Origin of the sequence: Coleofasciculus sp. FACHB-542, assembly GCF_014695825.1 — a bacterium.
Taxonomy (GTDB): domain Bacteria; phylum Cyanobacteriota; class Cyanobacteriia; order Cyanobacteriales; family FACHB-T130; genus FACHB-T130.
In genome coordinates, this window is record NZ_JACJPB010000010.1 from 18837 (window position 1) to 44945 (window position 26109).

Genomic DNA, 26109 nt, shown 5'->3' on the forward strand with positions numbered 1-26109 from the left:
GAGTTAAGACAGTAACACCAATCTAGTTAGAAGTAATTATGCCTTACATTAAGCGTCGTCAGTTTTTGCAGTTTGCTGGATCGACTTTGGCAACGCTGGGTTTGAGCCAGCTGGAGATTATGCAGCAAGGAGATCGCTTTAGTCGTGCGATCGCTCAAGGAACGCCTCGGAAACTTGCCTTGCTGGTGGGGATTAATGCCTATCCAACAGCACCGTTGCGAGGATGTGTCACTGATGTCGAGTTGCAGCAACAACTGCTGATTCACCGATTTGGCTTTAATCCGAAAGACATTCTGCTCTTGACTGATGGGCAAGCGACCCGCAAGGGCATCTTAAATGCCTTTGAAGAACACCTGATTAAACAAGCTAAAGGCGGGGATGTCGTGGTCTTTCACTTCTCAGGGCATGGTTCCCAAGTAACCGATCCCGACTGCGACTTCAAAGACCCGACAGGGAAGTGTCTTAATAGTACCTTTGTGCCCATCGATAGTGCGCTGCCTACCGGATTTCCCAATGAAAGAGGCGTTGTCGAGGACATCATGGGGCACACCTTATTTTTATTGATGGATGCCCTGAAGACAGAGAACGTTACCGCAGTGCTGGATAGCTGTCACTCAGGTGGCGGCAAACGGGGGAATTTAGTCGTGCGATCGCGTGATGGGGGTTCCCAACTTCAACCAGTTCCTGCCGAAATAGAATATCAGGAACAATGGCTCTCTCGCCTGAATCTCTCACCCGCTGAATTTGTGCGTCGCCGTCGCGAGGGTGTCGCCAAAGGTGTCGTCATCGCCTCCGCCAAGCGGGAACAGTATGCCGCAGATGCCCCCTTTAGCGACTTTTATGCCGGTGCTTTTACTTATTTAATGACTCAATATCTGTGGCAACAAACTGGCAGCGAATCTTTTGCCAGCGCCCTCCCCAATATTGGTCGTGACACTACACGGATGTCATCTCGTCAAAACCCTGAATTTGAGGCAAAACCAGGCAGCAATAATCTTAAGCAACCGATGTACTTTATCGGTCAACAAACGCCTCCAGCAGAAGCTGTCATCACTAAAATAGAGGGCAACCAAGCTCAATTATGGCTGGGGGGACTCAACCCCGAAAGTCTAGTTGCTTTCGAGCAAGATGCCCTTCTCACCGTAGTAGACTCCCAAGGGCGCGAACAAGGAGTCGTGCAGTTAGAATCTCGTCAAGGCTTAATCGGACGCGGCAAATTGTTAAAAACTGCCAAACCCGGATCGCTGTTGCAGGAACGCACTCGCGGGATTCCCAGTGATGTAACTTTAAAAATTGGTCTTGATCCCTCTTTAGGCAACGACACCGCGCAGGCGAAGCAAGCTTTGCAAGCGATCAAGCGCCTTGAAGCTGTACCTTTACAACAGCAAGAGGTGCAATACATCTTTGGAAGGATGAAGAATGAGGGCAGTTTAGGTCTATTTTCGCCAGCGATGGAGCCGATTCCTGGCTCCTTTGGCAGTGCTGGTGAAACCGTAGCCAATGCGGTCAGTCGCCTGCAAGCCAAACTGAAATCTTTACTAGCAGCCAGGATTGTCAAACTCACTCTGAATACCAATTCATCGCGCCTAAACGTCAATGCTTCGATGAATCGAGCCGGTCAAAATGAAATTTTGGCTAGTGCTTTCACCGTTCGCGGTAGCGATCGCAGTCTCGGTCAAAAAACTTCTTCCAATAATCCTTCAGGAAATCTTCCCTCAGATGCCCGAAAGTTACCGATCGGAACGTCGGTGCAGTTCCAGATTACAAATAACGAGCCGCGCGACCTCTATTTCAGCGTCCTAGTCATTGACCCAACTGGAGAAATATCGGCAATCTTCCCGAATCAGTGGACGGCGACCGATGATGTTACGCAGGTGAAGGCTGGGCAAACACTACAAATTCCTGGGACTGACGATCAATTTAACCTTGTCACCCAAGAACCCAAAGGAGTCGCAGAAGTCCTGATTGTTGCCAGTAGCACGCCCCTGCGAAAAGCCCTGCAAGCGTTGCGAAACCTAGCACCACGGGATACAAGAGGCCCCGTAGCTCTTTCGGAGCCAACTCAAGTGGTCGGCGATTTGCTGGATGACCTCGCGGAAGGCACGCGCGGCACTGGAAACTCTCCCCAAGGCGTGAGTAACGTAGATACAACTCAGATGGCGGCGATGTCGATTACCTTTGAAGTTATTTAACCGTTCCGGCGAAAACACAAAGCAGTATCTTGAGAACCGATCCACTTGGGGGTGGAGGTTGAGTGCTTCACGCCTGAAGATACTGCTAAAGACGGAAATCTGCTGTTTAAACTAGCCCCATAGCAGAGACCGTGATACCTTTAAAAATAATGTTAATATCTTGCAATAATTAGGAGCGATCGCAAACGTCTCGCCTCGATACTGCTGTAAACCACTCGATATCCATAAAGGTCGAGTGCAAAGATTACAGTAATTTAGGATACAATTCTCTAATGAGAATCGCCCATGAGTATCGATTGCGCCCAAGTCAGCAGCAGTTAGTTACAATGGAGGAATGGATAGAAGCGCTCAGATGGCAGTACAATTATCGGTTGGCTGAACGCTTTAAATGGTGGAAACAAAAAGGTTGTAATACTAACTGCTATTGCCAAAGCAGTTGTTCAATCGCATCAATTAGAGATAAGCTAGATTCTTGCAGCCAAAAGCGCAATTTTAAAAAAATAAACTCTTTATTTCCAGCCGATAAAAGACTTTTTTTTCAACGATTACAAAACTGCGTTGAGCAGGTGGCAATCCCTCGATACAATAGGAAAGCCCAGAAGCGGATTGAGCGGTTACAGCGTCAGTTGTCTCGCCAGAAACAGGGCAGTAAGCATCGAGTTAAAGCTGTCCAGCCGATTGAATTGTCACCGTTAAATGTTGCAAACCAGCGTCAAAATTTTTACCAACAAGTTGCCAACTGGCTATTGAAGCAATTAATGGTGGTTGCCGATCGAGACTTGATCAACAAAAAACTCGCCGGGAGCAAATTGGCAAAGTTTGTTACGGGTGCTGGATGGGAAAAATTCGTGTCTATCTTGGCGCTCATCGGTGCCGGGAAGAAGCGCTATTCGGCGTTTAAGGGGTTGATTGCAGGAAGGCGTTTCTATGGGCTAGTACATCCATCTGGCACGATTCAAGAAGATTCTAGCTGTGAGGCGGAATTTTTCAAGACACAGGCTGATAGATGGTTTTTCTATTCTGATGACGGATTGGCTCTTAATCGAGATGAAAACGTTTTCAGGAAAATGAAGAAAAAGGCGGCGGTCATCCCATCAGGCTGTGGAGTTGGGGTAGATCAAAAGGCTCTCGCTGAAACGAGAAATCTCCAAATAAGCCGTAAGGTTGATTGGGAGAAGCTGTCACCGAAGATCGGGTTTAGTGCGAGCAGCCCAATCGAGTATACGCTTTGCGCGCGATCGCAATTTTTGTCTAAAGATATTGAGTCTGGAGGTATTTTTCCATGTCTATCCGTTTGTATGTAGGCAATCTGCCCAAAGAAGAAGTAGACCGTCAGGAGTTACAAGCTCTTTTTGGGGACATGAGCGATTCTGTTTCCACCAAGGTGATTAAAGACCGGAAAACCGGCAAATGTCGGGGTTTTGCGTTTGTAACCGTGAAGACGGATGAATTGGCTGATGAAATTATTGAAAAGTTCAACGGTCAGATGTTCCAAGAAAGCCCCCTGAAAATAGAAAAGGCATTGCCACGAGCTAAGGGTGAAGGGGAAGAAGAACCTCGCCCAGCAGCTCCAGCTCCTATTAAGGACCCCAACAAAGCTGCTAGCGGCGGCGGTGGCGCTCCCGCTCCCGCTCCCACAGGCGGCGGTGGTCGTCGTGGTGGCAGCAACAAGAAGTCGCGACGCTCTGAAGGGACAACATCTAATAATGAATCAGATACCTTTCAACCCGACCCCCGCTGGGCTGGCGAATTGGCGAAGCTGAAGGAACTGTTGGCTGCTCAAAGCAATTAGTCGTTAGTCATTAGTCAAAGGCTAATGACTAATGACTAAGCAACTAAAAGCTAATTACTCAGAGGGAGTTGCAACCAGTCTTGCAGGTAGCTGCGTAGCTGCTTGGTAAATTCTGGTCGTTGGTTAAATCGTTCGGTGCGAACGGGCTTGCGATCTTCATCGAGAGTCCAGCCATAATCACTGCTTAGACGCAATTTGCCTTGCCAGTCTGCTACTGAGACAATCAGTTGACTTGCAGGGCTGTTGTCTAGCTCTAAAACCCGAAATACATAATTAAACGTATTCTGGGTGGCTGCGGCAACGGTCGAAGGCTGACCGTATTTGAGGTTGAGGCGCGATCGCACTTGTTCTATTAAACCCGGTTGCTCCACTTCCTCCAAAGTTTTAACGGCTAAGGTTAGTGCGAAATAAAATTCTTCGACTGGGATAAATTCAAGCTGCATAGATAAGAGTCAGTTGTACCAGGAAAGCATCTTACAGCATCTGGTTACAGCATCTAGTTTTAACAGGTGCAGGGATCTGTGTAAGACAAAATCCTGAGCGACGACTTCACAAAATCGAGCCGTTGCTGCTGCAAAGTTACCTGTGGCATTGCTAAGCCAAATCCCTGCCCGTAATCTGCCCCTAAATCGCGGCAAAATTCAACATCTTCCCTGTCTTCAAGTCCCTCAGCGACAACTCGAATTCCCAAGTTATGAGCAGAATTCACTAAACTTTTGAGCATCACCTGCTTGAGAGAATGCTGGCTGCAACCATGTACCAATCGCCGATCTATCTTGATCAAATCGGGGCAAAACTCCATGAAGTAGTTGTCAGGCGAAACACAGGCGCACAAATCATCTACAGCAACTCCAAACCCCCGTTCTCGCAGGCGATTAATGGTTTTCAAGAGTTTTGGACAGCTGACCAGCGCTTCTACTTCGGTTAATTCAAATACAATTTGTTCGGGCTGTAATCCTAGGTCGAGAATTAACTTGATGTTCTGCTCTAAGGATGCAGGATCTTTGCTGATTACATTGGGTAAGATATTAATAAAAAATGTTTGATGACTCTTGGTGTTAGCAATTGATTGTAAACAAATTGTCCGAGCCAGTTCATCAAACTCGTAAGCCAATTTTGTCGAAAGGGCTGCTTCAATTAATTGATAACCGCTGAAGTGTGCTTCGTGTTCGTCTTTGGCGCGTGCCAAACATTCATAAGCAATTATTTCGCCGGTTGATAAATTGAAAATAGGCTGATAGTGAAAAAATATTTGCTGCTTCGCTAAAATCTGAAAAAACCAAGCATATTTAACCGCCTGGGTAATCGTACTAATCGGTTGCGCTTTTAAAAAATCTTCTAGTAAATTTTGATAATCGCGTGACGATGTCTCTATAGAAGAATCCCTTTGCTCGGTTCGCGTCAGAAAAAAGCGTGAGGAAGCTTGACTGGTTTCTGAAAGGACTTGGCTGATCTTGACGAAAATACTAACCAGTTCACGATTATTTACAGTTTGATAGAGAAGCTGAGGCATGGCAGGAAGCTCCTGAAACCCAATGCTGGAAAGACAGCAGCTAGTTTCCTTGTCATCAGGTTGGATAACCAGATTAAGCGGATGAATCTGTGACATTACAGCAGAGACTACCAATATTTTTTTCTAAGGAATAAAGATATATCAAACCAGGAAATACCCTGTATCCATTGAAACTGTCTTCTGCCTGAGGGCGTAAGAGGTATTCCCAACGGTACTATAGGTTAGTTTTCAAAAAATGGGAAGCTCGTAGTAAACATTATGTGCTTATAGGCTGCGCTCAAATTGCCATGAGCCGTTTTAGGCAAAACTTTGCCATCCTCTGCGAACCCACAGGAGATGTTCCTACAAAATCATGCCGTAATCGGGCAATACCTTGATATAGGCACTCAAAAGTTTCATTTAGTACAGGGAGGTTTCTTGTAAATCGGCACACTAGGAGAGAGAACCGCCATAAGTTCGCTTCATGCTGCGCGTGAAGCGAAGCTATCACGACAGGGAATCGCTAACGTGTCGCTCTTTCCCAGATGCTTCGCTCATGCTAACAGACTCAAGCTTAGAGCTATACAAACTAAGCCTGCTTCAGTGAATCTTTATATATAGGGATTCTTGTTTGGATGCAGTAAAGTTTGATCCTGCTGCCTTTCACCGAAAAGCGGAAACAGGCATGGGGTAAGGTTCCGAGTGGATTGCACTCTTAATGAGAACTGCTATATCGTCTGCCTGCGCGGACTTTGTTTGAAGGACAGGCAAAGGTTATTTGGCTGCGCTTACAGTCGTCGGCTATGCGTTGTAAGTCAAGAAGTCTGTTGTGGACAGACGGATACAACCTTCGCCCCTACTGCTGGAAGTGCTAGCTTAGTGCATCGCTTCCATGAAGGGAATAGTGCTGGCGCGGTATTAGGTGAGTGACAGGAGAAGAGAGGATGCGATCGCATCCTTATCTGAATTATGTAGTTAACATTACGAAAACCAAGAAAGTGATCAGGATTGCATTGTAGATTGCATGATCGGCTGTACTTGCCTGAACTCCTGCTTCCTGAGCTATTTCTTCATTATTATTTTTTTTGAAAGACTGGTCATGTACAAATTTATAGCGACAAGCAAATAAGAAACCTGGAATAATCAGCAGAAAACCTGCATAAATAGGAATTCCTACGGTGATATGGACTAAACCAAAAGCTGTAGAATTCCCGATTATCTGCTTCCAGGTGTTAGCACCTTGACGAAAAATCTTTTCCTCCAATCCAGCCCAAAACGGAACCATTAAAATTAAACATATCCAAAAAACAACCATCAAAACTTTTGTGTAATCAAAAGGGGGTTTCTGAGTCGTACTGTTTGTCGGTACTGCTTTATAAGTCTTATTTGCAGCCTTTTCATTGGGTATCGGGCGAGGTTGAGTTGCAACATTTGCATTGGGTGATTGCTTGGGTTGAGTTACAACTTTTTCATCGGTTCCAACTTTTTCATCGGGTGATTGCTTGGGTTGAGTTACAACTTTTTCATCGGGTGGTAAGCTTTCACTGGGATTGGGAAGTTGAGAATTAATATCCTCTGATGGTGGAGGTTGAATACTTTTAATAGTATCAAACGGTTGAAATATAATATTTCCAGAATTTCCGAAAACTGCACTAGCCCATCCCCATTGCATAAATTGAGGGACGTATGGGTTTATTACTGCAAATGTCGTTAAGGTAACAAAAAGAATAAAAGCTGCTCGGACATAACTTAAAATCCCACTTTTAAAATAAATTGCTAATACCCAACTTAATTGGGACTTGTTTTTCCAAATATCCCCTAAGATAAACCAAATAATTGCAACTGAAAATAAAGTAGAAAACATCTGCTTAAAATTTGTTGCCCAAGGCGATTGAGCAGAACTGATGATAAAAATAAATGTTGCAACAAATAAAAACTGATACTTAAATGCATTGACAATATTTTTTAGGTCGTTAAATAGGTAATTTCTTTTTTCGGAATTTAATAAATGCTGAAAAATCTTACCTGTTATGAGCAAGCAGATGAGTTTATAAAACGCAGCCGATGCATATTCTGGCTTAAGCTGTAAGGCTTTTTCAAAGCTAGCGATCGCTTCTTGATAGCGATGTAATTTTGCCAGGATAAAGCCTCGACCATACCAGGCTTGAGGAAACCAAAATTCTTGACAATCTGGTTGAATTATAGTAGCTTTTTCAAAGCTAGCCAGTGCTTCTTCATTCCGCCCTAAATTTACCAGTAATGAACCCCGATTGTACCAAGCTCGCTGATAGGCTGGATTGATTTCCAAAGATTTTTCAAAATTGCAAAGAGCTTCTTGGCGGCGTTTTGGTAAAGGTAGCACAGCCCCACGGGTACACCAGGCTTCATAGCCGTTTGGATTAATCTCTAAAGCTTTATCGCAGCTAGCGATCGCTTCTTTGCGGCGATTTAACTTACTCAGCACCCAGCCTCGCTTGTACCAGGCTTGATAAGATTCTGGTTGAATTTGCAAAGCCTGTTCGCAACTCGCTAGTGCTTCTTTCCCACGATTTAACATGATCAGTGCATGGGCGCGATCGCTCCAAGCTTCGGAATAATCTAGATTTAACTTTATAGCTTTGTCGTAGCAACTAACAGCTTCGTTGTAGCGGCTTAAATGAAATAAAGAAAGTCCATAGTTGTATAAAATTTTATCAGAATCGGGTTGAAGACCTAAAGCCTCTTGATAATGAGCAACAGCCTCTTTATACTTTCCTGCTTCAGCTAATTTTAATCCTTCTTCAAACAGCAATAAGGCTTTGCGTGTAGTGCTTGTTTGCTCATCCTGAATTTTTTGATGGTGTGCTTCTGGAGTCAGATTTGAGTCGTGTTGATAATCTTCCTGAGAAAAATTTTCACCCTGAGTCATAGGAAGGGAACTCCAGATAGTAGACTGACTGTTGCAGCTGAGTTGGTTTAGGTTTACGCGATCGCATACTTTTCGGAGCGGAGCAAACCCCTCACACCCCCCTTCCCGCGGAGAGAAGGGGGGTTGGACTCTCCTCATCGCTAAAAACACTCGTCTTTTAGAAGTGGTTTAGGCAGAGGTAGAGAGGCAATGGAGAGAAGTGAACCGAGTAGTATTGCTAAGCGATCCTAGCCTACAGAGCTAAGTTGTCAATATCGCCAGGAGTTTTAAGAATGAGTGCAGAACAAGATCCCGTTAAGGTGATGAAGCAGGAAGTCGGGAAAGCCGCCGCCGCCCGCGTCCAGTCGGGGATGATAGTGGGACTGGGCACCGGATCGACGACTGCTTATGCAATTGAATCTTTGGGCGATCGCTTGAAGTCCGGCGACCTCAAAGACATCAAAGGCATCCCCACCTCATTTCAGGCATCCGTGCTAGCTAAACAGTACGGAATTCCCTTAACCACCTTGGATGAAGCCGATCGGATTGATATTGCCATTGATGGAGCCGATGAAGTCGATCCGCAGCACAATTTGATTAAAGGGGGCGGTGCTGCCCACACCCAGGAAAAGATAGTAGATTGTTTGGCAGAGCAGTTTATTGTCGTGGTCGATAGTTCCAAGCTCGTTGACAAACTGGGTTCCACCTTCCGCGTGCCAGTAGAGGTAATTCCGATGGCGATAACACCCGTGATGCGGGCGATCGAAAAGCTAGGCGGGAAGCCAGAACTACGGATGGGCGTCAAAAAAGCGGGTCCCGTTGTTACCGATCAAGGCAATCTGGTCATTGATGTAAAGTTTGACACCCTCGATAATCCTGGAGAACTGGAAAAGACGCTTAATAATATTCCTGGCGTTTTGGAAAATGGTTTATTTGTGGGCGTCACAGATTTAGTTTTAGTGGGCGAAGTGGTAGATGGGAAGCCCATTGTGCGAGAAGCTTAATCTTCGTTTGCGATTCTCCAAGCAAAATTACTAATCTGCTCTCTACCTGGATTTTGTCTCTTTTTCCGTGCGAGACAAAATCCGACCCTATCCTGGTTTCCGGGGTTTTTGGGTTTACGTGCAACTGTAGCGATCGCACCAGCTTAAACTCAGATTTTTAACGATTTCTCAGCACGGCTACCTGATAGTTGCGCTTGAGAATTTCCTGTCCTCCCCAACTGATATTGCAATTGCTAGCGACAATTTTTCCGGGATGAACGCCTTTATTGTGAGAAGCCCGACAGATAAATAGATCTCGATCTGCTTCTATCCCACCCGCGATCGCACCTGCTGGCACCCGTCCGTTCGATGCTTCTATCCAAGCAATCCGAGCGTTTCGCGGCGCGGTTAAAACTTCATAGAAAGGGGCGAGAATTTCCTCTCCACCCCAACCAAAATTACAATTGTTGGCAACAACTTTTCCCGGATGCACGCCACCGTTATATTCGGCGCGACAGATGTACAAACGACGCCCCGATTCAGATCCACCAACCACGGCATTGGGGGGGATGTCTCCATTCGATGCACCTACCCAATTTAAGGCTTCAGAACCAGAGTTATTCTGAGCCAGAATCGCAGAACTCGATGTCAGAAGCAAGGTAGCTGGTAAAAAAGATAGCAAGGTAGCACGAACAACGTTTGCAAGCATCGTCAATTACCCTAAAAATAGTTGTGCTTAACTACAAGCACAATTCAGCAGTTTTCTTATGTATTTAGAAAGATGCAGTATCGGCGATTTGGGCGTACAGAATTACAAATGCCCGTGTTTTCTTGTGGGGGGATGCGCTATCAGTTTAAGTGGCAGGATGTCCCCGGATGGAGAATTCCTCGCGATAATCAACGGAATGTAGAAGCAACGATTCGCCGAGCCTTAGAAGTCGGAATCAATCATATTGAAACTGCTCGTGGCTACGGCACCTCTGAGATGCAGTTAGGGCGAATTTTGCCGACTTTTCCCCGCGAAAAACTGATTGTCCAGACGAAAATCAGCCCTAAAGCGGACGCTAAAGAATTTCGCCAAGAATTTGAGAAGTCCCTAGCTTACTTAAAGCTAGATTACGTTGATTTGCTGTCGCTACACGGTGTCAATACCGATGAGTTGCTGCACGACAGCATTAAACCGGGCGGCTGTTTGGAAGTAGCGCGACAGCTACAAGATCGAGGCAAAGTTCGGTTTATTGGCTTCTCGACGCACGGGCCAAGTGATGTAATTGTGAAGGCGATTGAGACGAACCAGTTTGACTACGTTAACCTGCACTGGTACTACATCAATCAATTCAACTGGTCTGCCATTGAGGCAGCTTCTCGGCACGATATGGGCGTTTTTATTATCAGTCCTTCAGAGAAAGGAGGAATGCTGTTTAAACCGCCACAAAAATTGGTGGATTTGTGCTATCCCCTCAGCCCAATCGTGTTTAACGATTTGTTCTGCCTGAGTCATCCGCAGGTGCATACTCTTAGTGTGGGGGCGTCACGACCAGAGGACTTTGACGAACACTTGAAGACCTTGCCGCTGTTGGAGAATGCAGAGGCGGTTTTGTTGCCAATTCTGCATCGCCTGGAGAAAGAAGCGATCGCTACCTTAGGGGAAGACTGGGTAAAAACTTGGCACGTTGGTTTACCAAAGCCAGAAGCAACGCCGGGGGGACTAAATATACAGGTGATTTTGTGGCTAAGAAATTTAGCGATCGCCTACGATATGATCGAGTACGCTAAAATGCGCTACAACCTGCTGGGCAACGCCAGCCACTGGTTTCCTGGAGCCAAAGCGGATCGGGTTCGAGAACTAGACCTCCGCCAATGTCTTACCCATAGTCCCCACGCCGACAAAATTCCCGCATTGCTGGAAGAAACTGACCGACTGCTAGGCGGTCAAACCCTCAAACGCTTATCCCAAACCTAAAATGGTATGAGTTGGGGTAATGGCTAATCAAAGAGTGGCTAATCGAAAAGTGGCTCTTGAACAATCCTTCAATTAGCCATCAGCAATTAGCCATTCATATTTAACAATGCCGCGATCGCCCAATTATACTCAGCTATCTGGGACAGAAACTTACAGCGAAATTATTGATGTCCGCTCACCCAGCGAATTCGCTGAAGATCGGATACCCGGTGCCATTAACCTGCCCGTTTTGGATGACGAGGAACGCGCTAAAGTCGGAACGCTCTATAAACAAGTTTGTCCTTTCACTGCCCGTAAACTAGGAGCGACCTTAGTTGCTCAAAATATTTCCCGTCACCTCACCCATCACTTTGCTGAAAAAGACAAAGACTATCATCCCCTCGTGTACTGCTGGCGGGGAGGACAACGTTCTAACAGTTTGGCAACCGTTTTGAGTCAAATTGGTTGGCAAGTCACTGTCCTCGAAGGTGGCTACAAAACCTATCGTTCCTTGGTACGCGAGCAACTGCAAGCCCTTCCAGAACGCTTTAACTTCCGGATATTATCTGGAATGACTGGTAGCGGTAAAACCCACATTTTGCGCCGTCTGGCTGAGTTTGGCATTCAGGTGCTGGATCTGGAAGGTTTGGCAAACCATCGCGGTTCTCTCCTGGGTGAAGAGTGGGAGAGTGGGAGTGGCGTTGAGGAGCAGCTTCTAGAAACAAGGGCGATCGCATCTGGAGCTGAGAGGAAATTACCGATAACCCATCCCCAGCCTCAACCATCCCAAAAACACTTTGAATCCCTGCTACTGCAACAGTTGCAAAGCCTCGATCCCAACTTTCCCGTGTGGGTGGAAGCGGAGAGTAATAAAATTGGGCGGATTTATGTGCCCCCATCTCTTTGGCAGCAAATGAAACAAGCAAGCTGTGTAGAAATTGAGATGCCTGTAGAAGCTAGAATTCAGTGGCTTTTGCAGGAATATCCTCACTTAATGGCCCATCCAGAGGTTTTGAAAGCGAAGCTGCACAGACTGAAATCTCGCTATGGCTGGGAAAAACTCCAAGAATGGTACCAGCTCATTGATACCCAACAGTGGGAAAGATTGGTGAGAGATTTGCTAGAGTGCCACTACGATCCGAGCTACAACCATGCTATCCGTCGCTGCTTTCCTAATTTAGAGCGGGTGGTTTCCCTGGCGGATTTATCGGATGCGAGTGTTGATGCTTTGGTCAAAATTTTAGATTTAAGCGCAAGTTCTACGAGCGAACAACCAAAATCTATCCGTTGCTCAACCCCAGCCTAATCATCCAAAATCTAAAGTCGAAAATCAAAATTGAAAATACGGAAGCCCCATTAGATGTTCTAAATTGTTCTAACATCAATGGGGCTGAGGACGCAGTTAGGAGGTATCTTGCAGTCCAACTTATCCGCAGAAATTTCCACAAGCCGAGACTCTTAATAAGTTTTTAAGAAACTATCCATCAGTTATTCGCCATTTGCCCTTAGCCTTTGTCTTTTTGAAGCTCTCTAAGGGCGGAAGTCGCTCTCTGAGAGCCTTCCTTCTGACCTTGACGCTGGTAAAGGTCGCGGGCTTGCTCAAAAGCTGCGATCGCTTCCGGTACCCTTTCTCGCTTTCTCAACGCCACTCCCAGATTGTAGTAAGCTTGGGCATTTTCCGGCGACATTTCTACCAGCCGCCGATACGCAACAATTGCCATTAGGTAGTCCTGCTGCTTCAGCAAAATATCAGCGATCGCTGTCTGAGCTTCCACGAGATCGGGTTTGATCTTCACTGCCTGTTGATAAGCCTTTAAGGCATCATCCAGATTATTCCCGGTTTGCAAAATTTTGCCAATTTGGAGGCTAATCTGAGCATTGCGAGGTTCAATCTTGGCTGCCCGTTCTAAAGCCGCCATCCCAGCCGTGACGTTGCCTTGCTTCATGTAGGCGTCTCCCAAGTTCAACTGCACGCCGCTGTCATTTGGGGCGAGAGCAACAGCCTGTTGGAGCGCTTGAATCGCTTCTGCGGGACGCCCCTGCTTCAGGAAGGCGGAGCCGATAAATTCATAAGCTTGTAGATTTTTCGGATCGAGCTGGAGGGCAGTTTCATAGGCTTGCATTGCGCCTTGATAATCTTTTAGACGCTGTAATACCACCCCTAATCCTAGATAGGCATTCAGGTTCTTGTTGTCGATCTGGGCAGCACGCTGGTAGGCGGCTGCGGCACTGGCATTGTCTCCAAGATTCGCGAGAGCGTACCCCAATGCATACTGAAAATCAGCATTCTTCGGTTCCAGAGTGACAGCCTGTTGATAAGCTTTAGCGGCTTCTCGGTAGTTGCCCTGAACTGCTTGTAAATAGCCGATGGCGGAGAAAATACGGGCATTTTCGCGATCGAGATCCGCAGCTTGTTGATAAATTGTCAAGGCTCTGGCAATATCTCCCGTATCCACCAACTTACGCCCCTGCCGCAGCAGTTCGCTCACCTGCTGTTGGTTGCCTTGAGCTACCAGTGGAGCCGCTTGGACAACTGGCATTTTGATGGTAGCGATCGCTGGCACCAACAAGAGACTGGCTACTAAGAAAGTCTGTTTTTGCACGGTCGATTTATCTTGAGTTTCTACAATGGCTCAGTGTTTCTATTCCGGAAGCATGAATCCAGAATGGCTAAACACAGCAGAGGGATGAGCTTTACCTCGTCTACACCCCAAATTTGTCTAAAAAGAAATTTTGACGAGGACAGTTAATGATTGTAACAACAACTGATGTCGTTCACAAAGCTGTGTTAAAAGCGTATTTAGCAATTATCACCGCTGAAGGCGTCTCGGCTAGTCGTGACCTGTGGTTTTTTTTGGCTGGGGTTGGGGATATTATCGGCTGACGGAATGGCAATTATATGTCTGTAGTTTTTGAGCAGAACGGGGTGTGATAGCAGAGTGACCAGCCTGGCTTTTTATTGCTCATTACTGTCACTGAAACAGCCGTAAAGCTCTACTAATTTATTAATAATTGCGATCGCGCTTTTCACTTAAATAGAACACATATTTCTATCGATAGATATCCTGATTATTCCTACTGATAGATATACCCAGAAAAATACCAGTATAAAGTATAACTCAAGGGTGAAAGTTAGAAGAAAGTAGCTCTATAAAAAATAGAAACAGGAAGAGCGGTGAGCAATGTCATACACAAATCGAGAAGACAGGGTTGTTATTGAGCCAACTGCTGGCAATCAAATTGTTGAGTACCACGATCGTGTAAGGTGGGGTCCCATTTTTGCCGGTATTGTTACTGCTTTAGCTACTCAGTTAATTCTGAGTGCTTTAGGAGCCGCAATTGGTGCTACTAATATTTCCGGTTCCGGCGCACCTAGAACCTATGCCGATGATGTTGGCAGAGCGGTCGGAATTTGGTCTATTATCTCTTTGTTTATTTCCCTTTTGGTGGGTAGTTGGGTAGCAGCCCGTGCCAGTGGTCCGATGAACCGGAATACAGCAATGTTAAATGGAGCCATTCTTTGGGCGACAACTTTGGCATTGAGTTCCTGGTTGTTGGCAAGTGGAATCTCAGGCGCATTCGGTATTGTAGGTGCGAATGCTGGGGAAATCGTCAATCAAGCGCAACAAGGTGCAGTGAACGTACCCAACGACGCGCCTAATGTAACGGCTCAACAAACTCGTGATATTGCGGGTGCCACAGCGAAGGCAGGTTGGTCGTTTACAATTGGTTCTCTGCTAGGTTTAGCAGCATCGCTGATTGGCTCATCTATGGGTGCCCGGACTCCTCGGCATCACACATAAGAATTGATGACTCAAAATCAAATTTGCAGGCTTATTTTAGCCACCAGTAAAAACACCTTTGAAAAGGTGTTTTTTTTGTAGATTAATTGTGAACTGCCGCAAGATTATCTCTGGCGACTGTAGCGTCCAATGAGTTCTGCTGCTGCCAGAATATGACCATTCATTGCCGCTTCTACCTTGTTTTTAGTGGCACCCGCTGCTAAATCTAACAGTCGATCGAGTGCGTAGAGTTTGAAAAAGTACCGATGCGTACCACTAGGCGGGCAAGGGCCACCATAACCTAAATTGCCAAAATCATTTTTACCTTGGACGCCCCCCTCACCGAGGTTTGCTTCGCTGGGAATGCCGCCAGGTAGATGGCGAATTTCAGGTGGGAGATCGTAGAGAACCCAATGGACAAAAATGTCTCCAGGCGCATCCGGATCGTCAACGATTAAAGCAAGGCTCTGAGTACCCTCTGGCGGGGAATTCCAGCTAAGAGAGGGAGAAATATTTGCGCCGTCGCAGGTGTACTTAGACGGAATTACACTGTTTTCAGTAAAAGCCGTACTCTCAAGTTTCATCGTCTTTAGTGTCAGAGATTGACGATTGATAGGGGTGATTGGCGAATCGTTCTTACTTGCAGAACTCTAAGCGCTTGGCGGTAGTCCTGCTAATGCCAGTAGATTAGCGTTTTGGCACAGGGTAATTCTTCAACCAATAGGCTTAGCCACAGAAATATTTTGCGATTTACTGGTAGTCAATCACGATGGCTTTAGTGGTTTAGGGTAAAAGTTGTTCGTATTCATCCATTCCATATAGAGAGAACGAGAGGAGGATGCGATCGCATCCTCCTCTAAACTTTGCGAATCCACCCCAACCACTTCATCTGGCTTGTTTCCACAACCATAGTGTGAGACGCGATCGCGATCGCTCAATCAAAATAAATATAGATAAGACAATCGATTCAGCACAACGCATGACCACAACCGCAGTCAATCCCTATCTAGATGGCAACTTTGCGCCAGTACGGGAAGAAATCACACCCACCAATCTGAAAGTAATCGGCGAACTACCTCCCGATTTATCCGGGATGTTTGTGCGGAATGGCCCCAATCCTCAATTCCCACCTATCGGCAACTATCACTGGTTTGATGGGGACGGAATGTTGCATGGAGTGCGAATAAATAACGGCAAAGCTCAATATCGCAACCGTTATATCCGGACGCGGGGATTTAATATTGAGCGGGAAGCAGGTAAGGCGATTTGGACGGGTTTGATGGAACCGTCACGAGGCAACAATCCCTACAATTTTCCTAAAAATACCGCTAACACGGCTCTAGTGTGGCACGATGGGCGGCTGCTAGCGCTTTGGGAAGGAGGCGAACCTCACGCGATCGAAGTTCCCAGTTTAGAGACATCAGGTGCTTACACTTACAATAGCAAGCTGGTTTCTGCCTTTACCGCTCATCCCAAGGTAGACGCTGAAACGGGGGAGATGATGTTTTTTGGCTACTCGTTTGCCCCACCGTACCTAAAATACAGCGTCGTTTCAGCGAAGGGTGAGCTGTTGCGAACCGTTCCCATCGACTTGCCGATGGGAGTGATGATGCACGATTTTGCCATCACCGAACACTACACGATTTTTATGGATCTGCCGCTAACCTTCAGCATGGTACGAATGCAGCAGGGTAAACCACCATTGATGTTTGAGCGCGATCGCCCTAGTCGTTTCGGGATTGTCCCCCGTCATGGCGATAACAGCAACATCCGCTGGTTTGAAAGTCCCCCCTGCTACGTCTTCCATACTCTCAATGCCTACGAGGAGGGAGATGAAGTAGTGCTTGTCGCTTGTCGCATGAGTTCCACCAGTGTTTTAACGACTGATATGACCCCTGGTGAAAATGAGGGAGACGCGGGTCGTTTGTACCAATGGCGCTTTAACCTCAGCACGGGTACCGTAAAAGAGGAAATGCTGGACGATGCGCCATCAGATTTCCCCCGCCTGAACGAACAGCGAATGGGACGACCGATGCGCTACGGTTATACCGCAAAGATGGCAAATAATCCTATGCCTCTGTTTGAAGGGGTCATCAAGTATGACTTTAAGAATGGTAAGTCCGAAACTCACGAATTCGGACGGGGACGCTATGGTGGCGAAGCGGTATTTGTTCCTCGTCCCGATGCGACTGCTGAGGATGACGGTTGGCTAATGACTTTTGTCCACGACGATGAAGCAGACACTTCGGAACTGGTGGTCGTAAATGCCCAAGACGTGACATCTGAACCAGTAGCGCGTGTCCTCATCCCCCAGCGGGTGCCTTACGGTTTCCACGGTGCATGGGTTTCTGAGGAACAGTTAAGCGCTTCTGTCTAATTTGTGGTGAGATGCGATCGCATTTTTGAAATCGTCAAAGATGCGATCGCTACAACTAAAACCACCCTAAGCTCCAGGCATCGCAATATGATACAAAAACTAGCAATCGATACCGCGCCAGCTATCAAATGAGGAACGCTGCTGCGAGAACGAGAAATTAATCCCGAAGAGTTGTAAAGCGCGATCGCTCTGTTGATATTGCATCCTGGATATTCCGACAAACTGCATTGGCAATGGTTACTGACTTATCGGCATCTCAATGATAAATTCAGTACCAAGACCTGAAGAAGAAACACAACTGAGCTTTCCATTGTGTTTGTCTACCACGATCTGGTAGCTAATCGATAATCCCAAACCAGTACCAGAACCTACAGGCTTGGTCGTAAAAAATGGGTCAAATATTTTCTTTTTTACATCCTCAGTCATTCCCGATCCATTGTCAGCAATTCTAATTCTGACTGAATTAGAAGAAGCCATTTCTGTGTAAATACTAATAGTAGGCTTTTTATCAGATACTTCTCCAGAGTTTCTTATTTCCTCTAAAGCATCGATTGCATTACTTAGAAGATTCATAAATACCTGATTTAGCTCAGAAGCGTAACAAAAAATTCGTGGCAGTTGACCGTAATTTTTGATTACTTCAATACCAGAATGCAAACTATCTTTCTTGAGCCGATGCTGCAAAATCAGCAAAGTAGATTCGATGCCCTCATGGATATCAACTGGTTTCATTTCAGCTTGATCCAGCCGTGAAAAATTCCGCAAGCTAAGGACAATATCTCTGATGCGCTCTGCCCCTACTTTCATGGAATCAAAAAGTTTTTGCAAGTCTTCTACCACAAAATCCAACTCGATTTCTGACATCGCCTTCTGAATCGCAGGTGTAGGATTTTGATACTCCTGCTGATAGACGCCAATCAAAGCAAGCAGGTCTTGGATATAGTTATTGGCATAGTCAATATTGCCATAGATAAAGTTGACAGGGTTATTAATTTCGTGAGCAATTCCAGCAATCATCTGTCCCAAACTAGACATCTTTTCAGTTTGAATGAGTTGGGATTGAGTTTGTTGTAGTTCGCGTAAAGTCAATTCTAACTTTTTCGCTTGTTCTCTCAATTGTGCTTCTGATTGTTGTTGTGCCAACTCGGCTAGCTTGCGGTCGGTAATATCTAGTGCTGTCCCTAATAACTTAGTCACCTTACCAGAAGCATTGCAAGTAGGTTCCCCCTTGACAAAAATATATCTAATAGAACTATCTGGGCGAAAGATTCTCAACTCCAACTCATAAGCCTTCCCTCTTTCAATTGCTAGGTCTACTGATTTTAACCATAAGTCAACGTCATCTGGATGAATCAGGTTTTCATGTTCCCTGAAAGTGGGTTCAGGTTGTTCGGGGTGGAGACCAAAAATCCGGAATAGTTCATCGCTCCAATTAACTTCTTGCGTTTCTATATCAAATTGCCAGCTACCTAGATGTGCCAGTCTTTGAGCTTCTGCAAGCCTAGCTTCTTTTAGTTTTAATTCTCGCGTACGCTCCTGTACTCGGTGTTCTAAAGTACGCGAATAATCTTCTAGTTGCTCGTTAGCTGTAGCTAAATTAGTGTAAAGTAGAGCATTTTCTAGAGAAATAGCTGCTTGAGAAGATAGCAGCTTTAGGACTTCCATTCGATTAGGAGTAAATGCCCCAACCGTTAAATTATTTTCCAAGTAAAGAATAGCAATAAGCCTACCGCTATTAATGATAGGAATACATAAGACTGATTTCAATTCCTGATTTTGAATATAGGTATCATTTGTAAATCTTCCCTCCCAAGCTGCATTTTCTAAAACCACATCAGAACGAGTTCTCGCTACATAATTGATTACCGTTACGGGTAAATCTTGGCTAGTTTCCATTGGGACACATTGCTGCACAACTACTTCTAATGAATCTATTGAGGCAGCAGCTTCAATCAACAATTTTCCATTTTTCGGTAAGACGAGAAAACCTTTTATCGCCCCAGCATTTTCAATAGATACTTTCATTAAGGAAGCGAGCAACTTATCCAGCACAATTTCTCCAGAAATCGCCAGAGATGCTTTCATCACTGTGGCTAAATCCAGCACTGAAACTTCACCACTAGTAGTCATTTTTGAGGTTGTGGCAGTATCTTCACTCGAATTCGGCTCTGTTGATTGCATCTGGGAAATTAAGTATGGATACTCTATTTCCAACTCTTTAACTTTGGCGGTTGCTCCCCAACGAACATAGCCATAATATGCTTCACTCATATGATCTCTAGCGATTTTCTCTCTTCCCAGAGTTAGATAGAATTCAGCCGCCCGCTCATAAGCTAGCGCTTCTTCTTGGATATATCCCTGAATTCTTGCTCCATTTATCGCTCGGTCATAATACTCCATTGCTTTGAGCGTTTGACCTGAAACTCGGTAAATCTCTGCCTGTATTAACTCATACTTATGTTGAGAATTTGTCGGGGCATGAGTTGCCCATTGCTGCATTTTTTCCTGATTATTCGCCACAATAGCTATGTATTCCTGTTGCTCTGTGGCTGTAAGGTTAGGGTACTGGGCAAGGAGGGCTAAAGAATAGTAGAGATTATATTCAACAAATACTATTAGGGCTGTGATAGGTTGAGTATGCTGCGATGCTGCTCTAGCATTTTCAATTGCTTTATCGTAATCTTTAAACAAATAAGCCAGCATCAATTTATAAAAATATACAGCAAATACAGATTGTAAATTATTGGTTTCCAATAAATGGGGTAGCATTTCTGTTTCATTAAAATATTTACCAGATAGATAAGATTTTTTAGATGAGTCGTCAGTTAAATTAGAAACAACTTGCCCACCTATGCTGGCATAGTAAAGCTGAAATTCTTTTTTAAACTTGCCGATCATTTCAATATAGTTAGCTTGTTTTTGCGTAACATTTTCTAGGTATTCGCCAGCTAGAAATGAATGTTCGCAGTAGAATAGAGCCGAATGACAAGCAAATTCTATATCACCGACTTCTAGCCCACTTTGAATTGATTGTCGCAATAATTCTATTGTTTCTTTAATATGTTCCTTCCAATGTATAATACAAGCACAATAGCTACTGTAGATTTTTGATTTAATTTCTTTGGCATAAAGCTTATCTAATAGATGAAAAGCTAGTTTGCCAAATTTATATCCGGAATCAATATCTGCCATTGGCCCGCACAAAAGCAAGCCATAAGTGCTATAGCCATAGATAGCTAGGGACGAATTCCCGTATTGGCTACACAGCTTGACCATTGTGTAGACAATTGGTAATGCGATCGCGCTACTTGAAATAAAGGCAGGAGGAGAAATTGTTATCAAAATCTTCATAGCTGCCATTTTATAAGGGTCGGTCATTTCTGGAAGGTTATAACAGTCCTCAATATTTAGGTGTTGCGAAGGTTCTTGTTCTAAGGGCACTTCCAACATTTCCAAAACTTGCTGACCGAGTTCTATGGCTGCTGGCAACTGATTTTGGGCAATATAATACTGAATTTTTATTTCATTAATCTTCACTCTATCTAATAGAGTTTTTGCATTTTGAAGCGCTACTTCAGCTAGTATTTTTGATTGTTCAAAATTCGTGTTGAGGTATTCTGCTTCTGCTGCTGATACATAGAGTTTATTTGTCAGCTCGTAGTTGCAAACCCAACTGTCTGCTGCCAAGAGTCCCAAACCGATGTTGAGATAATTGACGGCTGCTTGATAAGCGGTCGCTGTACTAGCTTTCTGACCAGCAATGAGATTAAAATGAGCCAGGTCATCTCTTTGGGATTGACAGTTTAGTAATTCAGTACCAAAATTTAATTGGTTAACCAGAGCAAAAATATTTTCTTCTCTTTCTTCAGGAGAAGTATTTTCTAGCAGCAGTTGACCAATTTTTAGGTGAGTGGCTTTTTTCTCAAGGTCGGGTATAAGAGAATAGGCTGCTTGCTGTACCCGGTCATGTAAAAACTTATAGCTAATCTTTATATCATCAAGAACCAAAGTTCCCTGTTGTAATTGGTCAAAAGATAATGGAATTTTGTAAGCATCGCTTAGAGGCAAAATCAAACCTGTTTGAAGTGCATCCCACAAGTCTGTTGCTGTAGCTGATTGAGTTTTTTCATTCACGATCGCCAAAACATCTAAATTAAACTGGTTGCCAATACAAGCAGCCAGTTTTAAGACTTGCTGTGTTGCATCGGGTAACTTTTGAATATTTCTGGCGATCAATTCAACAATGTTATAGTCTGTAATTCCAACTGCTTGAATTTCTTCTATATCCCACTGCCATCTACCTTGGCTGAAGTTATAAATTAGCAGTTTTTCGGCGTATAAAGTTTTTATTAATTGGGTCAAGAAGAAAGGATTGCCTTGAGTTTTATTAAAAAGGAGAGACGCGAGATTTTGTGCCTCTCCTCGCTCTGTACATACATTTTCATGAAGAGTATCTTCAACTAACAAGCTGACGCAATCGCTATCTAAAGGTCGCAGAGTGATATTATTCACTACAGCGCCTATAACCTGTATTTTCTCAATCGCTTGGATTAACGGATGCGTTGGACTAACTTCGTTATCGCGGAATGCTCCAATTGTTAACAGATGCTGGCTATCTGGGTCAGTTACTAACAGTTCAATTAACTTAAGCGATGCAGAATCAGCCCACTGTAAGTCATCTAAGAATAAGACTAGCGGGTGTTCTTTTTGGCAAAAAACCCGGATAAATTGTTGAAACACTCGATTAAATCGGTTTTGTGCTTCAGATGGTCCTAATTGTGTTAGTTCTGGTTGTTCGCCAACAATCAGTTCTACTTCGGGAATGACATCGATAATTACCTGACCATTTTCTCCCAAAGCCGCTTTAAGCTTTTCTTTCCAAGTGTCTATCTGTTCCGAACTTTCAGTTAACAGTTGTCGCATCAATTCAGAAAAAGCTTGAATTAAAGCAGCATAAGGAATGTTTCGCTTGAACTGGTCAAACTTGCCATTAATAAAATATCCTCGTACTCCCACAATTGGTTTATGGACTTCATTCACTACACTTGTCTTACCAATTCCTGAGTAACCACTTACCAGCATCATCTCAGCTGCTCCAAGGCTAACTCGCCCAAAAGCATCCATTAAGGTAGCTACTTCTGTTTCACGTCCGTAGAGTTTTTGCGGGATTAGCAGAAGGCTGGCGCGATCGCGCTGACCGCAGATAAAATCTTCAATTTCTCCTGTTGTTTCAAGCTGAATTAAACAATTTTCGAGGTCAAATTTTAGACCAGCAGCGCTTTGGTATCTGTCTTCAGCTGTCTTGGTAAGTAACTTCATCACAATGTCAGAAACAGGGATAGGAATTTCTGGCACCAACACATGAGGAGGGATTGGTTGTTTGGCAATATGACAGTGAACTAATTCCATCGCGTCGGTTGTTTCAAATGGCAGCTTCCCCACGAGCATTTCATAAAGAGTTACACCTAAAGAATAAAAGTCGGTACGGTAGTCAATAGAACGATTCATCCGACCCGTTTGCTCTGGTGACATATAGGCAAGCGTGCCTTCGATCAAATTGGGACTGCTGATTGTTTGGTTCTCTAGGGATAGACGGGATGCAATGCTAAAATCAATAATGTTAACTTCTTCCGTTTCTTGATTGAAAATGATATTGTGTGGCTTAATATCTTTATGAAGAATATTGTGAGAATGAAGTTCTCCAAGAATTTCCGAAATCTGAACTGCTATCTTAAGAACAATTTTAAAATTTATAGGTTTTTCGGCAATAACTTTATCAAGCGATTCTCCACCAGAATCTTCTAAAACTAGCGCAAATCCATTCTTATGATTCTCAAGCCCTAGGGTTTTCACAACTCCCTTAGCATTTAAAGCTTTAATAATTTCATATTCATTTTTTATCCTGGCAATATCTTTTGGACTTGGATAATTATTTTTAATTAATTTGAATACAAGCGATTTTTTATCCTGATGCCTTTTTCCTTGATAAACAACAGTTCTTGTACCTTCGTAGATTTTATTTGTAATTTCGTATCCTGATATTAAGACCATCACTTTTACCCTTCTTGTTTAAAAAGTCAAAGAAATCTAAAATTTCTACTAATTCATTCTTTTAATGCTACATCTACTATTGCGATCGCCTAGCGGCGCGGATGCGCGCTTCGGATGCTGCGATGATTCGGCTGTTCCCGAATCGCCGCCCTTACGAGCCGCTGTAGAGGCACTAGAGAGCGCTATTGCAGACATACAGTGAAATGGTATTTGCAAAACTGCTTTTAAACAAAAAAATACCTCACTGTTAATCTTATATATCAAAAATCTATCCCAAGATAGATACAGACGCGATACGTCGCGTCTGTATGAGAAGTTACTACCTTAAAAGATTTTCCGATACACAGTGATGCGTATCCTGGGCTTCACTCAACAGGCAGATCGCGGAGTTGGCTCAAAATGGGGATATACCTCAGTTTCAAATAGGTCCTGGATTTCTTGAGACTTTTGCTTCACTAAGTTCTTGTAATCCTGACGCACAGGGATGTTGTACGTGGCTGTGCGGGGGGCGATTTTTTCCAACCACGCTGTGTGAATCGTCAAGCTAAACTTCAGTGAAGGATGGCTCAATCTACACCGGGGACCATCCTCCAGATTTTGAGCATCGAAAATCCAAATTTCGTTGCCGTCTGGCGTGAAAACGGTGCAAACAATGTAACCATCGGTTGAACTGTCTTCTGAACTCTCTTCGCCGTTGCGGCGTGGCATAAACTGCGGCGAACTGACAATATAGCCAGCAGGGAACTGATAGCGATCGCCAATCTTCAGCGACTCCTTCGACGACGTGTTTAACCGGAACAAAGAAGCGGGTATACCAGCCTCTGCAAGGCGAAGCATCTCCGTCCGCGGTACTACCCGGTACTTATAGTCTTTGTACAGGTCGAAGACAAACTGCGTCAGCAACTGCTTCCATAGCCCAAAAGAGATCCAGTAAAGATTATCCAGATGTTTCGGAGGCTTGCCATCAGGCAAGAGACTACGGTAAGCATACAGTCCTACGCCCCAGGTACACTCAGCATCCGAGATTACCTTCGACTCCAAAATTTGACCGCTTTCTCCATCAATTACATAGCGTCCCATCCGGCTGATGTCCATCTCATCGTGTTGCATCCCACACAGGCGAGACGGGACAGAAATCTTAGGATTGTAGGCAGAGACATCATACTCGCGGAGCCATTCAGATACATCCCAAGCACAAATATGAGATGCGTGGAGGGTAATGTTTCCATCTGGATTCGCATAATCCAACAGAAAATGAGCCGCTTCCAGGGGAATCACAACCCGTCGTGCGACAACTTCAACTTCTTGCTGACTGCACGCTGGGCGCTGTCCCGCTTTCAAGTCAGCGCGGCGCACGATGTACACGACAGAATCAGCTAACTCTCGAAGTGTAAGTAAGTCTCTGATGAGTCTTTTGGTCGCCTTACTTTTGGGGATAGGGTTACTGAGCAACTGCTCTACCCCAGTCGTGAAGGCTGTGTCCATCAGCACCAGATAATCTTCTGTCAACCCAATCTGATGGATAGTTTGCTTAATCTTGACGGGGGTTCTATCTGGTAATACCAGCTTCCAGCGCTCTAAGTTATTTACACCATCCCAACGGATCAAATAGACGAAATCTTTAAATTCTATGTTGGTAGTTCTCTCAAGCAACCTCATATAAAATTCCAAGAGATTTTGAGAGATGGTAGAGAATGTCTTGAGAAAATCTTGCACAAAGTCTTGCGCTTCGATAAACCGGGCAAGTTCTTTGAGGAGTTCCTCGATTTGTTCTGGAAGTTCATCCAGATCGTAAATTAAGGGAATGGTTTGGAGAATATTCGCTACTGATTTACCGTAATTGACCGTAAACATTTCGCTTTTTTCAGGGTCAAAAACCGGATGTGCGGTACTCAAAACGGGTGGAAAGGGAAACTTCAAGGAAGTTTCGGATTGCCACTCTGTATTGGCTCCGATCGGAGTTACAACCTCCAGCGTTTCGGTGTCAATTTCGTAGGGACGACCAGCATCATAGGTTACTAGCAGACGCTCGTTGGCATCGTCTCGAAATTTAATGGGCAGAAAAGCTGTATTCAACTCGTTGCGGAAGCCAAGAGAAAGAGAAAATCGCGAAATGCCATGATTGCGAAATTGATACTTGACATACTCGCTGCCAGGTCGGGTCGCCTTATCGGCGTAGTAACAGGGCGGCTTAACCAGCCGTGTTTTCAACCCCACTTCACCTTGGCGATCAAAGTCAAGCCGATAAATCATCCCATCGCCAGCCAAGAGGGAAGTTCCGTCAGCATCTGGAGCATCTCCGGAGTTGACAGAGCCTACTGGAGCAACGATAAAGACGTGACCCTGCAAATCATCTGGTAGCTCTCCATGAATCTGCATTTTGATGTTGCTGAGTTCGTAGCGATTTGCCGTCATTATTGACTCTGGAACTGGCGGACAACAGCCTGGTACAGCTTGAATTGGGTCAAAAATTGGCTCTTTCATGTTATTGATGTCTGTGTCTCTATCGAAGGAAGTACAATACTCAAGAAGTTGCTGAAAGTAATCAATTAACAAACTTACGCAATGTGCAACTTTTTCTTATCCCTCCTAAAAAGCAGAGTTTAGGGAG

Annotated in this window: 16 protein-coding genes and 1 pseudogene; 9 read left to right on the plus strand and 8 right to left on the minus strand. The window is 44.7% G+C overall.

All coding sequences use genetic code 11. The features are described from left to right. Positions 1-38 precede the first annotated feature (38 nt). From H6F52_RS01885 to H6F52_RS01895, 3 genes are all read left to right on the plus strand, one after another. A complete protein-coding gene (locus H6F52_RS01885) occupies positions 39-2192 on the plus strand; it encodes a caspase family protein (protein WP_190531575.1) in 2154 nt (717 codons plus the stop codon). A 566-nt stretch (positions 2193-2758) separates the two neighbouring features. Next, complete coding sequence (locus H6F52_RS01890; RefSeq protein WP_242033817.1) at positions 2759-3496, plus strand: transposase; 738 nt, start codon at positions 2759-2761, stop codon at positions 3494-3496. After that, the gene (locus H6F52_RS01895) at positions 3475-3984 is read left to right on the plus strand and encodes an RNA-binding protein (RefSeq protein ID WP_190429814.1); all 510 of its coding nucleotides are present in this window, start codon (positions 3475-3477) and stop codon (positions 3982-3984) included. The genes H6F52_RS01890 and H6F52_RS01895 overlap by 22 nt, the downstream gene beginning before the upstream one ends. Positions 3985-4034: 50 nt before the next feature. On the opposite strand, the gene H6F52_RS01900 is transcribed toward H6F52_RS01895, so the two are convergent. The 3 genes from H6F52_RS01900 to H6F52_RS01910 form a co-directional block, all read right to left on the minus strand. Then, complete coding sequence (locus H6F52_RS01900) at positions 4035-4427, minus strand: hypothetical protein (RefSeq protein ID WP_190429815.1); 393 nt, start codon at positions 4425-4427, stop codon at positions 4035-4037. Between the two features lie 59 nt (positions 4428-4486). Beyond that, on the minus strand, positions 4487-5497 hold the full coding sequence (locus tag H6F52_RS01905) for an EAL domain-containing protein (protein WP_242032504.1): 1011 nt from the start codon (positions 5495-5497) through the stop codon (positions 4487-4489). A 946-nt stretch (positions 5498-6443) separates the two neighbouring features. Beyond that, entirely contained in the window at positions 6444-8267 is a 1824-nt protein-coding gene (locus H6F52_RS01910) for a tetratricopeptide repeat protein (RefSeq protein WP_206754020.1), read from the minus strand. A gap of 389 nt (positions 8268-8656) precedes the next feature. Here H6F52_RS01910 and rpiA point away from each other — a divergent pair, with 389 nt between their 5' ends. Continuing rightward, positions 8657-9367, plus strand: coding sequence for a ribose-5-phosphate isomerase RpiA (gene rpiA, locus H6F52_RS01915; RefSeq protein WP_190415094.1), 711 nt, complete (start codon positions 8657-8659; stop codon positions 9365-9367). 157 nt (positions 9368-9524) lie between these two features. Here the strand turns inward: rpiA and H6F52_RS01920 are convergent, their stop codons facing one another. Further along, positions 9525-10055: a DUF3421 domain-containing protein gene (locus tag H6F52_RS01920; protein ID WP_190531581.1), complete on the minus strand. Its 531-nt coding sequence runs from the start codon at positions 10053-10055 to the stop codon at positions 9525-9527. A 72-nt stretch (positions 10056-10127) separates the two neighbouring features. Here H6F52_RS01920 and H6F52_RS01925 point away from each other — a divergent pair, with 72 nt between their 5' ends. After that, a complete protein-coding gene (locus H6F52_RS01925) occupies positions 10128-11309 on the plus strand; it encodes an aldo/keto reductase (RefSeq protein WP_190531584.1) in 1182 nt (393 codons plus the stop codon). 106 nt (positions 11310-11415) lie between these two features. Beyond that, positions 11416-12594, plus strand: coding sequence for a tRNA 2-selenouridine(34) synthase MnmH (mnmH, locus tag H6F52_RS01930; RefSeq protein WP_190531586.1), 1179 nt, complete (start codon positions 11416-11418; stop codon positions 12592-12594). Positions 12595-12793: 199 nt separating this feature from the next. Here the strand turns inward: mnmH and H6F52_RS01935 are convergent, their stop codons facing one another. Beyond that, on the minus strand, positions 12794-13891 hold the full coding sequence (locus tag H6F52_RS01935) for a tetratricopeptide repeat protein (protein WP_347276177.1): 1098 nt from the start codon (positions 13889-13891) through the stop codon (positions 12794-12796). Positions 13892-14037: 146 nt separating this feature from the next. On the opposite strand from H6F52_RS01935, the pseudogene H6F52_RS26295 reads away from it, so the two are divergent. Beyond that, positions 14038-14289 (plus strand): annotated as a pseudogene (locus H6F52_RS26295) (hypothetical protein). A gap of 181 nt (positions 14290-14470) precedes the next feature. Continuing rightward, complete coding sequence (locus H6F52_RS01945) at positions 14471-15091, plus strand: hypothetical protein (RefSeq protein WP_190415090.1); 621 nt, start codon at positions 14471-14473, stop codon at positions 15089-15091. A gap of 104 nt (positions 15092-15195) precedes the next feature. On the opposite strand, the gene H6F52_RS01950 is transcribed toward H6F52_RS01945, so the two are convergent. Further along, complete coding sequence (locus H6F52_RS01950) at positions 15196-15654, minus strand: YbhB/YbcL family Raf kinase inhibitor-like protein (RefSeq protein WP_190531588.1); 459 nt, start codon at positions 15652-15654, stop codon at positions 15196-15198. Between the two features lie 395 nt (positions 15655-16049). Between H6F52_RS01950 and H6F52_RS01955 the strand changes: the two genes are divergently transcribed. Continuing rightward, positions 16050-17447, plus strand: coding sequence for a carotenoid oxygenase family protein (locus H6F52_RS01955; RefSeq protein ID WP_190531617.1), 1398 nt, complete (start codon positions 16050-16052; stop codon positions 17445-17447). 237 nt (positions 17448-17684) lie between these two features. Here the strand turns inward: H6F52_RS01955 and H6F52_RS01960 are convergent, their stop codons facing one another. After that, positions 17685-23498, minus strand: a complete 5814-nt coding sequence (locus H6F52_RS01960; RefSeq protein ID WP_242033822.1) for an AAA family ATPase — start codon at positions 23496-23498, stop codon at positions 17685-17687. 369 nt (positions 23499-23867) lie between these two features. After that, the gene (locus H6F52_RS01965; protein ID WP_199300316.1) at positions 23868-25982 is read right to left on the minus strand and encodes a carotenoid oxygenase family protein; all 2115 of its coding nucleotides are present in this window, start codon (positions 25980-25982) and stop codon (positions 23868-23870) included. Positions 25983-26109 lie beyond the last annotated feature (127 nt).

What these genes read in the sequence shown, in the direction of transcription:
- H6F52_RS01885 (WP_190531575.1), top strand. Translation starts at nt 39, where the DNA reads ATGCCTTACATTAAGCGTCGTCAGTTTTTGCAGTTTGCTGGATCGACT.
- H6F52_RS01895 (WP_190429814.1), top strand. Translation starts at nt 3,475, where the DNA reads ATGTCTATCCGTTTGTATGTAGGCAATCTGCCCAAAGAAGAAGTAGAC.
- H6F52_RS01900 (WP_190429815.1), bottom strand. Translation starts at nt 4,427, where the DNA reads ATGCAGCTTGAATTTATCCCAGTCGAAGAATTTTATTTCGCACTAACC.
- H6F52_RS01905 (WP_242032504.1), bottom strand. Translation starts at nt 5,497, where the DNA reads ATGCCTCAGCTTCTCTATCAAACTGTAAATAATCGTGAACTGGTTAGT.
- rpiA (WP_190415094.1), top strand. Translation starts at nt 8,657, where the DNA reads ATGAGTGCAGAACAAGATCCCGTTAAGGTGATGAAGCAGGAAGTCGGG.
- H6F52_RS01920 (WP_190531581.1), bottom strand. Translation starts at nt 10,055, where the DNA reads ATGCTTGCAAACGTTGTTCGTGCTACCTTGCTATCTTTTTTACCAGCT.
- H6F52_RS01925 (WP_190531584.1), top strand. Translation starts at nt 10,128, where the DNA reads ATGCAGTATCGGCGATTTGGGCGTACAGAATTACAAATGCCCGTGTTT.
- mnmH (WP_190531586.1), top strand. Translation starts at nt 11,416, where the DNA reads ATGCCGCGATCGCCCAATTATACTCAGCTATCTGGGACAGAAACTTAC.
- H6F52_RS01945 (WP_190415090.1), top strand. Translation starts at nt 14,471, where the DNA reads ATGTCATACACAAATCGAGAAGACAGGGTTGTTATTGAGCCAACTGCT.
- H6F52_RS01950 (WP_190531588.1), bottom strand. Translation starts at nt 15,654, where the DNA reads ATGAAACTTGAGAGTACGGCTTTTACTGAAAACAGTGTAATTCCGTCT.
- H6F52_RS01955 (WP_190531617.1), top strand. Translation starts at nt 16,050, where the DNA reads ATGACCACAACCGCAGTCAATCCCTATCTAGATGGCAACTTTGCGCCA.
- H6F52_RS01960 (WP_242033822.1), bottom strand. Translation starts at nt 23,498, where the DNA reads ATGGTCTTAATATCAGGATACGAAATTACAAATAAAATCTACGAAGGT.
- H6F52_RS01965 (WP_199300316.1), bottom strand. Translation starts at nt 25,982, where the DNA reads ATGAAAGAGCCAATTTTTGACCCAATTCAAGCTGTACCAGGCTGTTGT.